The organism is Citrobacter sp. Cpo221 (assembly GCF_030332345.1).
In the GTDB taxonomy this organism is placed as follows: domain Bacteria; phylum Pseudomonadota; class Gammaproteobacteria; order Enterobacterales; family Enterobacteriaceae; genus Citrobacter; species Citrobacter portucalensis.
On record NZ_JAOWIA010000052.1, the window covers coordinates 261,667 to 276,701 of the forward strand.

13 protein-coding genes are annotated in these 15,035 nt (G+C 46.1%); 6 read left to right on the forward strand and 7 right to left on the reverse strand.

The window, feature by feature from the left end; translation table 11 throughout:
- Window position 1: 1 nt before the first annotated feature.
- Genes OGY72_RS13145 through OGY72_RS13155 form a run of 3 tightly spaced genes read left to right on the forward strand, consistent with a single transcriptional unit; the run spans window position 2 to window position 2,947 of the window.
- Entirely contained in the window at window positions 2–1,114 is a 1,113-nt protein-coding gene (locus tag OGY72_RS13145) for a glycosyltransferase family 4 protein (protein WP_057067649.1), read from the forward strand.
- Window positions 1,115–1,116: 2 nt separating this feature from the next.
- Complete coding sequence (locus tag OGY72_RS13150; protein WP_003826052.1) at window positions 1,117–1,524, forward strand: hypothetical protein; 408 nt, start codon at window positions 1,117–1,119, stop codon at window positions 1,522–1,524.
- Between the two features lie 31 nt (window positions 1,525–1,555).
- Window positions 1,556–2,947, forward strand: coding sequence for a DUF4832 domain-containing protein (locus tag OGY72_RS13155; protein WP_286547843.1), 1,392 nt, complete (start codon window positions 1,556–1,558; stop codon window positions 2,945–2,947).
- A 46-nt stretch (window positions 2,948–2,993) separates the two neighbouring features.
- Here the strand turns inward: OGY72_RS13155 and galE are convergent, their stop codons facing one another.
- The 7 genes from galE to OGY72_RS13190 all read right to left on the reverse strand — a co-directional run bounded on the left by galE (window position 2,994) and on the right by OGY72_RS13190 (window position 11,423).
- Window positions 2,994–4,010, reverse strand: a complete 1,017-nt coding sequence (gene galE / locus OGY72_RS13160) for a UDP-glucose 4-epimerase GalE (protein WP_198579497.1) — start codon at window positions 4,008–4,010, stop codon at window positions 2,994–2,996.
- A gap of 52 nt (window positions 4,011–4,062) precedes the next feature.
- Entirely contained in the window at window positions 4,063–5,001 is a 939-nt protein-coding gene (locus OGY72_RS13165) for a glucosamine inositolphosphorylceramide transferase family protein (protein WP_126317533.1), read from the reverse strand.
- Between the two features lie 207 nt (window positions 5,002–5,208).
- A complete protein-coding gene (locus tag OGY72_RS13170) occupies window positions 5,209–5,844 on the reverse strand; it encodes a carbonic anhydrase (protein ID WP_003826059.1) in 636 nt (211 codons plus the stop codon).
- A gap of 154 nt (window positions 5,845–5,998) precedes the next feature.
- Window positions 5,999–7,171, reverse strand: a complete 1,173-nt coding sequence (locus tag OGY72_RS13175; protein ID WP_286547847.1) for a MalY/PatB family protein — start codon at window positions 7,169–7,171, stop codon at window positions 5,999–6,001.
- 123 nt (window positions 7,172–7,294) lie between these two features.
- Window positions 7,295–8,755, reverse strand: a complete 1,461-nt coding sequence (nhaC, locus tag OGY72_RS13180) for a Na+/H+ antiporter NhaC (RefSeq protein ID WP_286547849.1) — start codon at window positions 8,753–8,755, stop codon at window positions 7,295–7,297.
- A 193-nt stretch (window positions 8,756–8,948) separates the two neighbouring features.
- Window positions 8,949–9,887: a transcriptional regulator MelR gene (gene melR, locus OGY72_RS13185; RefSeq protein WP_003826064.1), complete on the reverse strand. Its 939-nt coding sequence runs from the start codon at window positions 9,885–9,887 to the stop codon at window positions 8,949–8,951.
- Between the two features lie 363 nt (window positions 9,888–10,250).
- Entirely contained in the window at window positions 10,251–11,423 is a 1,173-nt protein-coding gene (locus OGY72_RS13190) for a hypothetical protein (protein ID WP_286547852.1), read from the reverse strand.
- A 757-nt stretch (window positions 11,424–12,180) separates the two neighbouring features.
- Between OGY72_RS13190 and evgA the strand changes: the two genes are divergently transcribed.
- The 3 genes from evgA to OGY72_RS13205 are packed head-to-tail and all read left to right on the forward strand — an operon-like array spanning window position 12,181 to window position 14,888.
- Complete coding sequence (evgA, locus tag OGY72_RS13195; RefSeq protein ID WP_008785570.1) at window positions 12,181–12,795, forward strand: acid-sensing system DNA-binding response regulator EvgA; 615 nt, start codon at window positions 12,181–12,183, stop codon at window positions 12,793–12,795.
- Between the two features lie 4 nt (window positions 12,796–12,799).
- Window positions 12,800–13,867, forward strand: coding sequence for a hybrid sensor histidine kinase/response regulator (locus OGY72_RS13200; RefSeq protein ID WP_286547853.1), 1,068 nt, complete (start codon window positions 12,800–12,802; stop codon window positions 13,865–13,867).
- Between the two features lie 40 nt (window positions 13,868–13,907).
- Window positions 13,908–14,888, forward strand: coding sequence for an IS5-like element ISKpn26 family transposase (locus tag OGY72_RS13205; protein WP_000019450.1), 981 nt, complete (start codon window positions 13,908–13,910; stop codon window positions 14,886–14,888).
- The last annotated feature ends 147 nt before the right edge of the window (window positions 14,889–15,035 follow it).

Here is a 15,035-nt window from a genome sequence, read left to right on the forward strand (position 1 = left end):
TATGAGTAAAAAAATAACGGTTTTTGGAACGCGTGGTATTCCCGATGTATTGGGTGGTGTGGAGACACACTGTCAGAATCTTTATCCTGCCATTAAACAGCAGTTCGACGTGGATATTTGCGTGATCGCTCGCTCGCCATATGTAAATTACAAACTATCGGTATATAAAAAAGTCGAAACCTACGCGCTGTGGGCACCCAAAAAGCGCTCGCTGGAAGCTATTGTCCATTCCGTTATAGCGGCGTTTAGGACACGTATCGACCATTCGGATATTGTGCATGTCCATGCTATCGGCCCTGGCCTTGTGATCCCACTCTTACGCGTGATGGGTAAAAAGGTGGTTTTTACCCACCACGGGCCCGATTACGATCGCCAGAAATGGGGATATGTAGCCAAAAAAATATTGTTGCTGGGTGAGCGTTGGGCGGTGAGATATGCCAACGAGGTGATTGTGATTTCTGAAGTTATTAATCAACTGATCCAGAAAAAACACGGTCGCTATGATGCGCATTTAATTCACAATGGCGTGAACGAGCCGCGGTTATTATCACAGCTCACCATCGACAATACGCTCTCCCGCTTTGGGCTGCAGCCGAAAAACTACCTCGTGGTGGTTGGGCGGTTTGTGGAAGAAAAAGGGATGCATGATGCCATCGCCGCTTATCAACACAGTGGTTTGACCATACCGTTAGTACTAATTGGCGATGCGGATCATCCGACCGAATACAGCGTGCGCCTCAAAAAGCTTGCCGCCGACACGCCAGGTGTTGTGATGACTGGTTTTTTACGTGGTGACGAACTTCAGGCGGTGTTTTCGCAGGCTAAATTGTTTGTGATGCCCTCATACCATGAAGGATTGCCCATTGCGCTGCTGGAGGCAATGTCATTTTCTCTTCCGGCCGTCGTCAGTGATATTCCGGCTAACCTTGAAGTTCAACTGCCCGCCGAGGCCTATTTTAAGGTGGGAGATGTAACCGGTCTGGCTGAAAAATTAGGCCAAGGGGCAACAGCAAATAGCGTGGACTATGGTGTATATTTGCAAAACTACAATTGGCATGAAATCGCCAAAAAGACGGTTAACGTCTACCACTCCATTGATAAAGATATAGGTTAATTTTGACCAGTCCTCAAAATCGTCCTCCTGCCATCGAACGGTTTTACGCTCACCTTGATGAGCGGATAGCGGAGGAATTGACCCCTGAACAAAAAGAAGGGGTGGAAAAAGCGCTCCTTGCTACAACCCTGACTTCGCGGCATCAGATCGATATTCGCAGAAGCTTTCCTTTTTTCAGCAAGCGTTATTATCTGGTTTTTTTGTTTGGCAGAGATTTACGCCGCCAGCATCGCCAGGAATCAACCCTGTCGAGAATGTTGCTCACTTTTTTGCTGCTGATTGCCGTGCTATTCGTCACCTGCTGCATATTGCTGACGCTGTATATGATCAAATCCGCGTTAGGTATTGATGTGTTCCAAAATTTTCACGTAGGTATCTGGGACTGGTGGTTAAGTCTGAAAGACCGCTAGCGTTAACAAATTGGTGGAGGACGTCTTTGCGATGAAGCGTAAATGGGTTTGTGCGTTGTTGTGCATGTTTTTCCCGCTGACGGTTATGGCCGCATTGACGACCGTTACCCCTAAAGCATTGACGGGCCCGTTAACCAATCCGGGGATTGGCGTGGCAAGTTTTCATCAGGGATACGGTGAAACGCTGGGGCTGGCGGACTATCCCAATACCGGATTTGAATACGAGCGTTTTTATTGGCGGGATCTGGAGCCAGTCGAAGGCCAGTACAATTTTGCGTTGGTGGATGATGCCTTTAAATACGCGGCGGCACATCGCCCTGCGATGAATGTCGGGCTACGCTTTATGGCTCTGGCAGAGCCGGAAAGCGGTTCGCAAATTCCTGACTGGCTGATTAAAAAAGGCGTGAAAGGAACCTGGACGCCGGATAAAAAGACATTTGCCCCGGATTTAGACGATCCTCTGTTTATTCAATACAGTCAGCGTCTGTTGAACGCATTTGGTAAGCGCTACGATGGTAATGAGAATCTCGCGTTTGTTGATATTGGCATGGTGGGATCGTGGGGAGAATGGCATAACAGCAACTTCCCGAACCTGAAGCCATTACTGGAGCGATACACCACGGCGCAACTGGATCGCTACGTCGCGATGCACTTTTCTGCTTTTCCGGTGACACCAAAAACCATGCTGATAAGCGGCGGTCAAAGTCTGGCGAATGCGGTGGCGCGTGGGGCAGGATGGCGTGCGGACTGTTGGGGAGACCTACGCGTATTTTCAGACTCCTGGAACCATATGGCTGATGATTACCCGCAGCGATTGCTGGCTGCACAGCAGAGTTATTCAGGGTTCAACGACGCCTGGAAACGTGCGCCGGTGAGTCTGGAGATCTGCTCGTATATGCAGGACTGGAAGAACACCTTTCACTATACACGTGCTGAAGTGCAGGGGATTTTTGACTGGGCGGTCAAGCAGCACGCCAGTACCATTAACCTGAAATCGAGAACGATACCCAGCGACTATCGACCGATTGTCGACGATGCGCTGACCAAATTGGGCTATCGATTTCGCCTTGCGTCCCTGAGTCATGAGTCCGTGTGGGACAGCGGACAAACGCTGACATTAAACAGTACCTGGTACAATGAGGGTATCGCACCGATTTATCTGCCTTACATGCTGGCATTCCGGGTCGTAGACAGCGCCAATAAGGTGGTGGCACAGGGGAATTCCGCGGAGGATATTCGCCGCTGGCTCCCCGGTAAGTATCAGGTCAGTTATGCGTTATCTATGCCAGGCCGACTGGCGAAAGGGCAATACGCGATTGAGGTTGCGATGCTGGATAAGTCGGGTGCGGCGAGAATTAACTTTGCCAATGAAGGGAAGCAGAGCAGCGGCTGGTACCGGGTGTCAACAATAACGGTACGCTAGTCAGACACAGCAGCGAGCCTGACGGTCAGACTCGCTGCTGAGAACATTAAATTCGATACCCATTCGGGTTATTTTTTTGCCAGTTCCAGGTGTCACGCATCATTTCATCAAGGTTGTAGATGGCCTTCCAACCTAGCTCTTTGTATGCCAGCGATGGGTCAGACCAACATTCGGCAATATCTCCGGGTCTTCTGGCGACAAACTGATAGTTTATTTTTGTCTGCGCCGCTTTTTCAAACGCCTCAATCAGATTAATTACGGAATAACCGACACCGGTACCGAGATTAATCACTTTGTAAGCCGCACCTTTGTTCTGGCAATCCAGCGCGGCTAAATGACCGGTCGCCAGATCCATGACGTGAATATAATCTCGCACACCGGTACCATCAGGGGTTGGATAATCATTACCGTACACAGACACGGTTTCCAGCTTACCAATCGCGACCTGGGAGATATACGGAACCAGGTTATTAGGGATACCGTTAGGATCTTCACCAATCCGACCTGATGGATGGGCGCCAACCGGGTTGAAATAGCGCAGACAGGTAATGCGAAAATTGGGTTGTGCACGTGAGAAATCGGCCAGAATTTGTTCGACCATCAACTTAGACGTGCCGTACGGATTAGTGGTACCACCCGTGCGTGATTGCTCGCTCAGCGGTACGCTTTCTGGATTACCATATACCGTGGCAGATGAGCTAAAAATGAAACGATTAACGCCAGCGGCCAGCATCTCATCCAGTAAAACCAGCGTTCCGGTAACGTTGTTTTCATAGTAGGCGAGGGGCTCTTTTATCGACTCTGAAACTGATTTGAGTCCCGCAAAATGAATGACATCGGTGATGTTATGGTCGGCGAAAATGTTTTTTAATGCCTGCCTGTCGAGAACATCGGCGATATAGACAATGGGCTCTCTTCCGGTGAGTTCCGCGACCCTGTCCAGCGAGATTCTGCTGGCGTTCGCCAGATTATCGATGACTATGACATCATCGCCTCTTTCCAGTAGCGTTAACACAGTATGTGAACCAATATAACCTGCACCACCAGTGACAAGAATTGCCATACAGACTCCAGATAAACGGGGATTGATTCACGCCAGTACCATAGAGAACGCGTTATTGGTAACGTTTGGTAAGGTAATAATTGCGATACCTCACCATGCATTTATAAGAAATTTTTTTAAGTATAGATAAAAAGCTGAATTTGTTTATTTTTGTATCATAAACAATATAGTTATTTGAGAAGTTCAGCGTGTGGACGCCGTCACTGTGGTTGATCGACGAATTGATTTGTTCGATCAGAGTTTCAGCAAAATTAGTGTCGTTTAGTGTCACTAATTCTTTGATATAGATTGATTTTCCATAAGTTTCAGGCGTGCACTCCTGTGTAAGGAAGTACATTTTATTTTCGACCTGATAGGAGGCACCTGCACCTCGATGATGGGGATTGCTCACCTTCAATGAGGGGGTAATCCGCTGCCATTGTCCATAAATATGATCTGCTGAATGAATAATTATTTCGTTATCCATCGTGGTGGACAACAGATAACAGGTTTCATTAATTGAGATAAATACGTTGTCGGTTAATTGGGTATCAGAGATTAAAACTTTAACTTGCTTCCAGCGTGCAGGGAACTCAATTGACTGAAACAGTATTACCTCTTTTCTTTCTGAAGACTCGGGGATCATGAACAGTTGATCGTTGATATGTATCAGATAAGGGAATGACAAATGACACTGTAAGTCGTCAAAGCCTTCAAGCCTAATATCTTCAAGTTCGACCAGTTCACGGTCAAGAACGCGACATCGTAGCGTGCCTTTTGAGTTGCGAAAGCTAAGAGCTTCATAGAAAACATACAGTTTATCATCTTTTTCAATCAGAAAAGGATCGGCCTGAAATGTATATTTCTTTTTTAACTGCTGCGCAGTGGATTTGCTTAATATCTCCAGAGTGTTGTCGGGGAATGAGTGTGTACCATTATCCTTAATAAGCATGATGTCCCACGACTCATGATAAAATAACTTATCCATTATTCTTTTTATTTTTGTTTGCATTTGCACCTGATCCTTTTTATCGCCAGCACCATGTATGAACAGCTGTTTGCGACTCAGTGAATGAGCCTGTCGCAATGTTGTATAAATGTGCGAAAACCGATGTGGAACACCAGTGGCTACTTTAAAACTAGTCGCAAGCCCGTTTTTTGTCCACTAACAGAAATAGGGAGAGGAGATGTCCAGAGCATCCTTGCTCCAGTGGGGGAATTACTCGAAATGCACCTGCGGGTTATCTGCAAGGGAAACGTAGGTTTTGCTGTTTTTATCCAGGGTACGGATTTCACCGCTTTCGATGTCATACACCCAACCGTGCAGACGAAGCGCATTATTGCGCAACCCAACCGCGACACAAGGATGCGTTTTAATGTTGTTAAGCTGTGCGATAACGTTCTCTTCCACCATGGCATTAACTTTATCGATTGGGTTATCCCAGGTTTTTTTATCGACCACGGCTTTCGCGGCATCGGCATAGTGCAGCCAGTGAGCGACAGCGGGCATCGGATCCAGGGGCTGGCTATCGGCAATGGCTTTCATCGCGCCACAATTGGAGTGACCGCAGATGACGATATCCGTTACGCCAAGTGCGACAACCGCGTATTCGATGGTTGCGGATACACCACCCGGTTCCGGACCAAATGACGGTACGATATTACCGGCGTTGCGGATAACGAAAAGCTGTCCTGGATCTTGCTGAGTAACGAGTTCTGGTACCAGGCGGCTATCGGAACAGGAGATGAAAAGTGCCTTAGGATTCTGGCTGGATGCCAGGCTGCGGAAGAGTTCCTTGCGTTGAGGGAAAATCTCTTTTTGGAAGTTGAGGAAGCCCTCGATGATATGTTGCATAGCAGTGTCTCTTGTCTCTGTTTAAGCAGGTTATGATGAAGATCACACTTTCCAGTTTAACACCAGCCGACAGAAGGGAAAGACTTTATAGCAGTTCAGCAACATCTTTGGATGATTTTGCCCCACCGTGGCAGGGCAAATCGTGTGATGTACGCTATGCGTTTTGCCATTTCTGGTATGCCGCTTTTAGCCGGTTCATCGCTTCTACCAGTACCGGGCGTGGGCAGCCAACGTTGAGTCTCATGTGCCCCTCTCCACCGGGACCATATTGCGCCCCAGGTGACAGGCCAAGCCTGGCGTCATGCACAAAAAAAGCGCTTAGCTGCTCATCGCTGAGATCCATTTTTCCCGCATTCAGAAACAGAAGATACGACGCGCCGCCATACACAATGGAAATCAAGGGACAGTACTTTTCGATTTCACTTTTTACAAACGCTACATTGTCGGCCAGATAGGCCAATAATTTCTGGTGCCAGTCGGCGCAATGGGTAAAGGCGCTGTAAATGGCCGCCTGCTGCAATGAATGCGTCTCTGCAAGGTAGCAGTTATCCAGAAAGTGGTAGAACTGATGGCGTAATTCATCATTCTTAATAATGGCGATTCCGCCCTGGATCGCCGCCGTATTGAAGGTCTTGCTGATGGAAGTAAGTACGATTGACCGACTATCTGGCGCTTCATCAACAGTAAAAAACGGCAAATGGCGCTTTCCTGGCAGGGTTAAATCACTGTGCACTTCATCAGACAGAATGATGACCCCAGCCTGCTGGCAATAGTGGCTTACTTTTTCCAGCGTTTCCCGCGACCACACCATACCGCCGGGGTTATGCGGTGAAGGGAACAAAAACATTTTGCACTGCTTGAGTTTCTCGCTGAAATCATGCCAGTCAAATTCATAGTGCCCGTTTTTCTCAATGAGGCGCGTCTGAATCAAATTCCTGCCGCTGGTGTTTACCAGATTAGGATAGGGATCATAGATTGGCGTACAGGTTAAAATATTATCGTCTGGACGGGTAAGCGCCATTAAAGAGAGTACGATAGTTTTTATAACACCGGGAATAAAATGTAACCAGTGTGCCTTGATATCGGCATCATACTGTTGTGCATACCAATGAATAACAGATTCTTTCCATTGTGGATAATCCAGGTTATAGCCTTGCACAGGCTGCGATACCACCGAACGCAGCGTGCTCATGATTGGCTCTGGTGTCGCAAAATCCATATCTGCAATCCACAGCGGTAATACATCGGTGGTACCGTACATCTGTTGTAATTGCCCGTATTTGCGACAATTAACATCCCTTGTGACAATATCATCAAATAAAGACATTGTTGACTCCTGGAAAGTCTCTGAAAATAGTGTAAGCAACGCAAAAGCGAAGAATGTTTATGTATATCTAATGGATATATTTAATTTACCCTGGTGATAGCTAAGATTTAGCTATTTAGTAGTTTATGATTTTTGCTCAACCATATTCTCAGTGGCTTCATTGGGCTCATATTTAGCAATGCCAATACCGGTTGCCGCCCACAGTAGGGCAAAGATGACGCCGCTGTAACAGAGGATTGCCCAGGGCAAGTAATCAAGCGTGGCAACGCCCAGCATAGTGGCGCAATAAACGCCTGAGGCAGACCAGGGGATAATCGGTTCGACAACGGTTCCGGCATCTTCAGTGGTTCGTGAGAGGTTTTTTGCCGCAAGACCTCGTTTTTTGTACTCCTCTTTAAAGGCATCACCGCACAGCAGCAACGGTAAGGTCCCATTTGCCGTGCAGGCACAGATGGTAAATGTCGTCACAATCGTGGTAGCCACCAGGCGGAATGTGGATTTAACGCCTTTTGTCAGCGCGTTTATCACGGTGTGCAGAGAGCCTGTCGCACTCATTGCCCCGGCAAAGCTAAAGGCGCTGAAAACGGTAACGAAGCTGCTAAACATTGAAATAGCGCCGCCTCGCTCCAGTAAGCGGGAAACATCGGAAGACAGTGTCGGCAGATTATCTCCGGTAAGCATTGCGAGCTTAAAGCCACTGACAACGGATTCGCCGACAGAGGATGCCGTGAATTGCTGAAAGACTAACGCCAAAATCATTGAGACTATCGTAGATAAAAAGAGCATCGGAATGGGCGGTCTTTTTGACAGTGAGCCATATAAAACGATGATCGGCGGGAGTAGCAGCAGAATATTAAAGTGATAAATCTGACCAATAGAATTCATCAAGTTGGTAATGTTTTCTGGCGCGCTGGACGAGGCATCAATGCCCATGCCCATATAGCTGTAAACGACGCAGCAAATAATAAAACCCGGGCCGGTAGTCCACAGCAGGTGGCCGATATGCGAGTACAGGTTTACCCCGGCAGCCAGTGCAGCCATGTTGGTTGAATCAGAAACCGGTGAGAGCTTATCACCAAACCAGCAGCCTGAAACAATAGCACCAGCGGCAATGGGCAGCGAGACATTCAGACCAATCGCTACGCCAATCATGGCAATACCAACGGTCCCGATAGAACCCCAGGAGGTACCGGTGCATACTGAGATCAGTGCTCCCAGCATAAATGCCGAAATATAGAAATACTGCGGATTAATCCACTTCAGACCATAATAAATCATCATTGGAATAGTGCCTGACACCATCCATGCGCCAATTAAGAAACCGATACTGGCGACGATTAATATGACCGGCAGCGCTTCAGATATTTTATTGCAAATAGATTGTAGAATGTCCTCCCATGTATAGCCGTGAGCGATGGCGATAAATGAGGCGGTTGCCGTTCCCATCAGGATCATGGGCTCAGCTCGAATATTGAAGATAAAATATCCGATACTAATCCCGCCCAGCATGACTACCATGGGTAAAACTGACAAAAAGAAAGACAATGGCTTTCTGTTGTTGGCGGTGCAGTTATTTAATTCCATAATTCCATCCCAATCGTTAATGGTTGAACACGTCAAATAAATACCTGCTACAGGTCACTCATGTCTGAGCAACATAGTTGCCAGAGTTCATGGCTGAACCCTATTTTATTAACTGCCGCAGATTATCTTTTTTGACCTGCTATTCTGGTGCTTATATTTTAGTAGTAAGGTAAGAGAACGTTTGGTGAATAAATTACCCCTCGGCATAAGGTGAATGATGTCGGCGTTGTTGACTCAATTTTCGATACTGCTGTGGCGGCATGCCGACGTATTTATGGAACGAGCTGTAAAATCGACTGCTAGAGCGAAAACCTGCAATTGTAGCGATATCCAGAATTGTTTTATCCGTATCGCTGAGTAAAGCCCGCACATGGTTAATGCGCATCGCGGTAATATACTGTTTCATCGTCAGTTGCATCACCCGATGAAAAATACCCATCGCATAATTGGGATTGAGCTTAACGTGTTCGGCAATAGCATCAACCGTAAGCTGTTTGTCGCAGTTGGCGGCAATAAACTCCAGCATCTGGCTGACGTAAAACTGTGAATGCCGTGAAATACTGTTTTTCTGGGTGCGCGACGTTTTGTTACCCAGTACCGGCCGCCAGCCAGCGAGGCTAAAGCGCTTGAGCATTAGCGCGATTTCATCAATGGCTAACTGGCGAATTTGTTCGTTATCGCTATTGAGTTCATTCTGCCAACGCTGCACTTCAAACGCGCTCAGCTGCTGTGAAGCCAACGAAGTAATCACCATCCCGTGGGTCACGTGATTAATCAGTTCCCTGTCCAGCGGCCAGGACAAAAACAGATGCATCGGTAAGTTGAAGATGGCCATCTGTTTACAGTGCCCGGCATCCGTGAGTTGGTGGGGAGTACAGGCCCAGAACAAGGTGATAAAACCCTGTTTGCTCTTCACCACTTCGTCATTAAAAAGATACTCCACATCACCATCAAATGGCACGTTCACCTCAACCTGGCCATGCCAGTGGCTGTAGGTCATGGCCAGCGGTGCCCGCAGTTCGACATCCATACGCTGATACTCTGAATAGAGCGCCAGCGGACTTCGCGACTTTTTCTCATAGCTGCGACACATATGTGGGTCGAGCGGCAGTTGCGGGGTACTTTTTGCCATTATGGTTGGGTTCCTGGATAGTGATTCCGGCCATGGGGTAACGCCAAAGCATGAACATAGCTTAACCGAAAAAAAACGTCGTTTTCTCTCCATTTTCGCGAAGTTATTCCCAAAAACTCAGATCCTGTGCCTGTCGCTTGCCGATCTGAGATATCGGGAATGGTGAGCTTTAATCTTAAAAGCGCTCAATCATAAGGGACGTTGCTGTACCTGACGGGGGTTGCGCGGCCATTGTCGTTTTTCTACCGTCAGCGGCGGTGAGCAGGTAAGGGGGGAAGATGGCTGTCTCTTGTGGCTCTGCTGTTCCAGAGCCACATTAAGGATGACGGAAATAAGTGATTAAGAGCCTATCCCATTAGGCTCTTAGTGGAAACTCAGGAATCGGTTGGAAAGAAATGCAGAGGATCTTTTAATCGTTTTCTCTAAGGAAAACAGTATAGGATTTTGTAAACTACAAAAATGAGATGTTTTGTTATCTCTTTTATCTATAACAGGAAAGGGGTAAAAAACCTTATTTTTAGGGAAGCATTCTGTATAAATGCTCATATGGTTTAATACTTCGCTGTTCAATGGTTTGGCCTTGTTACATATCTCGTTGGCGAATGCACTGCATTTGCTGCAATTACAACGATATGCAGAATAGTCAGTCGAGATGAGGGAATCATTATTGCCAATATTAAATCCTAACTTTCCTCGCCGGATATAAGCATCCATTATTCCACTGGCTTCATATTTTAGCAGTAATCCCTCCCGTTCACTCCGCGTTAAAGATGGCGATAATATATAACTCAGCAACAAGGTGGTTCTTTCATTTATGGATGGATATATATTTAACTTGTTGATCTGTTTCGTCTTAATGATGAAATAGGACGCGATGACAAAGCCAAGGCATCGAGCGGTGCTCATCTGCAGATCCCAGTTGTCTTTTTGTACGGTATATTCGTATGTTACAGGCATGAGTGAATGTTCGTACGCTAAAAAGTCGGCAATAAACTCCATGGTCCTGATATACGGAAGTTGGTTGCCATTCATCTTGATGTATTGATGTTGGTAACACATCAAATGAACCAATTCATGAAAGAAAACAAAGTTCATAAAAGATCGGGCGGTGTTAAGAGAAACCTCTACTGAATGTATGTCAACGCGATTGGCTATAATGCATAGTGCTGTATCGGCTAAGGCTGTGTGTTTAAATATGGAGGCAAGATCGAGACTGATGTTTAAGTTGTATACTCCCGCAACAATAATTACCCATGAATAGAATCTGTGATTAATTGCAATATATGCAATATCTTCGTGGATAACTATCTGGATTAATGGTTCATTTTCGTTCACAAAACCCCATATGGTTTTATTCACCGGGATGAGTGAGTCTTTACCCAGCCAGGCTTCGATCATCAAATCCAGCTCAGTAAATGAGTACCATGTAATATCGGTATCAATATCTTCAGGTGAACACCAGGATTGATAAGGCCATGCGTCAGGCATTGTGTCAGGGAATACAACATTGTTTAATGATTCTCGTATTTGATTCATTTTGCTATACGCCATCAATCAATTGCTTTGCTTACTACCAGAAGGGAAGCGTAAGTTGCTGTTCTGGTAACCTATTTTCTCCTTAGAATGTGAAAGTGATGCTTTTAACGTTGGCCGGTTTGTCTTCCCGCCGGGTTGTGCCGGTGTACGATTCCTCTGTGTTTACAGTTTCTCCAGAATTCAGGTTAGTAAAGTTGTTATCACCCGAAAGTATGAAAAACACATTTTTTTAATTAACACAGTCATTCACAGGGTAATTCATCAATACGCTACATCGGCTATATATGTACAAGGACAAGTGTAGAATAGTTTTATGCAGAAACAAAATCCACCAAAAGCAAATGCGTGCAACTTATTGAAAAATAATATTTGTTTGTTTTGCGAGTCTTATAACATATAAGAATATACGGCTGTGTAGCCATTATTGTAGGTGCATTTGCGCCTATTGTGCCGATCTATTAAATATCTCATTAAGAATAAACCGTGATAAATGAAAGCATTGTCCTACATGTGTAGGAATATTCCCTGGATATTGTGTTAATGATTTGATGTTCACAAAGGTTTAAAGTTTAATTTTTGTAAATTATAATGTTATTTTTATGATTTATTCATTCGAATTATGAAAAAATAATAAAATATACGCGTGGCTATGCTAGAATTTTCCGCTTAAAGTCTTACGTTGTATAAAACATAATATTGAAGACTCACCTGCTCTATAGCCATCGCCTCTCTTTATTTATCGGGATTCTTATACGCAATGAACGCGATAATCGTTGACGATCACCCATTGGCTCGCATTGCCATCCGCAACTTACTCGATACCAATGGTATCGCTGTGACCACCGAACTCGACAGTGGGGATCAAGTGGTTCAAACCGTTGAAAAAACCAAACCGGAGCTGTTGATTATCGATGTGGATATTCCGGGTATCAGTGGCATCGAAGTGCTGGAGCAGCTGAGAAAGCGGCACTATGCTGGTGTAATCATTATCATTTCAGCCAAAAATGAATTTTTTTACGGCAAACGTAGCGCCGAATACGGTGCCAACGGATTTGTGAGTAAAAAAGAAGGTATGAATAATATTCTTGCCGCAATCGAAGCAGCAAAAAATGGCTATAGCTATTTTCCCTTTTCCCTTGAGCATTTTACTGGTTCATCCGTCAGCGAGCAGGATAAGCTTGATACGTTGTCGAACCAGGAAATGAGAGTATTGCGTTATATCCTTAATGGCATGGATTACAGCACAATTGCCAGCAAAATGAATATCAGTAATAAAACGGTAAGTACCTATAAAAGCCGGTTGATGGAAAAATTAGATTGTTCATCATTAATGGAAATTTATGATTATGCGCAGAGAAATAAAATAGGATAGAGTAATGCTGGAACGCTTTTTTATTTTTTTGATGGTCATCTTTACCATCGGGTTGTCTACGGGTGTAAGCTCAGCTCGGCAAGTTGAGCTAAAAAGTAACTATAATACCTCAGTGCAAAATATCGGCTTGAACAGGGAAGAAACAAACTGGTTAGCGCATAAAAAAACCTTGGTTGTTGGCACCTGGTTACCGGAAGTCTCCCCCATTGTTTATCAAAATAGCGGTGAATATTATCGGGGCGTCAACGCGGATTACCTTGCGTTAATGCAAAAGAACCTCAATCTAAAAATCATTATAAAGCAGTATGATAATGAACAAGAGGCGCAGGCCGCGCTCTCCAATAACGATGTTGATACGCTGATAACCCAACTGTCACGACGCCAGGATGTTGGCGGAAATCTGTTGCGCACTTCGGCATTGCTGACCACATGGCCGACGCTTGTAACATCGCTAAAAAACACTCTGCTGCCGCTGACCACGAACCATCAGGTTAGCGTCGCGTGTGTGCGGGATTGCCCTTTTATCGATGTTATCCAGGGGGCTTTTCCTGAGGCTAAAGTCTCATTTTATGACGACGAGTATCAGGCTATGGCGTCGGTAGTGAATGGCGATAACCAATATTATATTGGTAACAATATCACCAGCAGTCATTGTATCTCTCGATACTTCTCACAATCACTGGTTATTACGCACTACTTTGATAAGCAAGAACAATATAATTATTTTGTCGTTAACGAAGATCAGCCTGTATTAAGAAATATTCTTGATGGTTTCATTACGTCAATCAGTAATGAAATTCATATGCAAGTCATGCAGAACTGGCTGAACCGCGGCAACCTTGCCTATCTGAATGCGCCTATTCCTTTCACCGATCAGGAAAAAGCGTGGTTGAAGAAAAAGCATGTTATCCGCATTTTAATCAACCCAGATTACTCGCCCTATACGCTGGTCGATCGCAGTGGTGAGTTACGCGGTATTGTTGGTGATTTGCTGAATATTATTCATCTGCAAACGGGGCTCGATTTTGAACCCATTTTAGCTAGGGAAGGTGCGAACAAGTTCCTGATATGAGATCATCATATTCATCCGGAGCGCATCCCAGAGGGACATCATGAGCCATCAACTCACCTTCGCCGATAGTGAATTCAGCACTAAGCGCCGTCAGACCCGAAAAGAGATTTTCCTCTCCCGCATGGAGCAGATTCTGCCATGGCAGAATATGACCGCTGTCATCGAGCCGTTTTATCCCAAGGCGGGCAATGGCCGACGGCCCTATCCGCTGGAGACCATGCTGCGTATTCACTGCATGCAGCATTGGTACAACCTGAGCGACGGTGCCATGGAAGATGCCCTGTACGAAATCGCCTCCATGCGCCTGTTTGCCCGATTATCCCTGGATAGCGCCCTGCCGGATCGCACCACCATCATGAATTTCCGCCACCTGCTCGAGCAGCATCAACTGGCCCGTCAATTGTTCAAGACCATCAATCGCTGGCTGGCCGAAGCAGGCGTCATGATGACCCAAGGCACTTTGGTGGATGCCACCATCATTGAGGCACCCAGCTCTACCAAGAACAAAGAGCAGCAACGCGATCCGGAGATGCATCAGACCAAGAAAGGCAATCAGTGGCACTTTGGCATGAAGGCCCACATTGGTGTCGATGCCAAGAGTGGCCTGACCCACAGCCTGGTCACCACCGCGGCCAACGAGCATGACCTCAATCAGCTGGGTAATCTGCTTCATGGAGAGGAGCAATTTGTCTCAGCCGATGCCGGCTACCAAGGAGCGCCACAGCGCGAGGAGCTGGCCGAGGTGGATGTGGACTGGCTGATCGCCGAGCGTCCCGGCAGGGTAAAAACCTTGAAGCAGCATCCGCGCAAGAACAAAACGGCCATCAACATCGAATACATGAAAGCCAGCATCCGTGCCAGGGTGGAGCACCCGTTTCGCATCATCAAGCGGCAGTTCGGCTTCGTGAAAGCCAGATACAAGGGGCTGCTGAAAAACGATAACCAACTGGCGATGTTATTCACCCTGGCCAACCTGTTTCGGGTGGACCAAATGATACGTCAGTGGGAGAGATCTCAGTAAAAACCGGAAATAACGCCAGAAATGGTGGAAAAAATAGCCTAAATAGGCTGATTCGATGTGTTTGCGGGAAAAAAATCGGCCCAGATCCGCGAAATTTTAATCAGCGAGTCAGCTTGGGAAGAAATGACCTGCTTATTCGCACCTTCC

Excerpts from the sequence above, each read along its gene's own strand:
- OGY72_RS13145 (WP_057067649.1), top strand. The coding sequence starts at position 2 with ATGAGTAAAAAAATAACGGTTTTTGGAACGCGTGGTATTCCCGATGTA.
- OGY72_RS13155 (WP_286547843.1), top strand. The coding sequence starts at position 1,556 with ATGAAGCGTAAATGGGTTTGTGCGTTGTTGTGCATGTTTTTCCCGCTG.
- galE (WP_198579497.1), bottom strand. The coding sequence starts at position 4,010 with ATGGCAATTCTTGTCACTGGTGGTGCAGGTTATATTGGTTCACATACT.
- OGY72_RS13165 (WP_126317533.1), bottom strand. The coding sequence starts at position 5,001 with ATGCAAACAAAAATAAAAAGAATAATGGATAAGTTATTTTATCATGAG.
- OGY72_RS13170 (WP_003826059.1), bottom strand. The coding sequence starts at position 5,844 with ATGCAACATATCATCGAGGGCTTCCTCAACTTCCAAAAAGAGATTTTC.
- OGY72_RS13175 (WP_286547847.1), bottom strand. The coding sequence starts at position 7,171 with ATGTCTTTATTTGATGATATTGTCACAAGGGATGTTAATTGTCGCAAA.
- nhaC (WP_286547849.1), bottom strand. The coding sequence starts at position 8,755 with ATGGAATTAAATAACTGCACCGCCAACAACAGAAAGCCATTGTCTTTC.
- melR (WP_003826064.1), bottom strand. The coding sequence starts at position 9,887 with ATGGCAAAAAGTACCCCGCAACTGCCGCTCGACCCACATATGTGTCGC.
- OGY72_RS13190 (WP_286547852.1), bottom strand. The coding sequence starts at position 11,423 with ATGAATCAAATACGAGAATCATTAAACAATGTTGTATTCCCTGACACA.
- evgA (WP_008785570.1), top strand. The coding sequence starts at position 12,181 with ATGAACGCGATAATCGTTGACGATCACCCATTGGCTCGCATTGCCATC.
- OGY72_RS13200 (WP_286547853.1), top strand. The coding sequence starts at position 12,800 with ATGCTGGAACGCTTTTTTATTTTTTTGATGGTCATCTTTACCATCGGG.
- OGY72_RS13205 (WP_000019450.1), top strand. The coding sequence starts at position 13,908 with ATGAGCCATCAACTCACCTTCGCCGATAGTGAATTCAGCACTAAGCGC.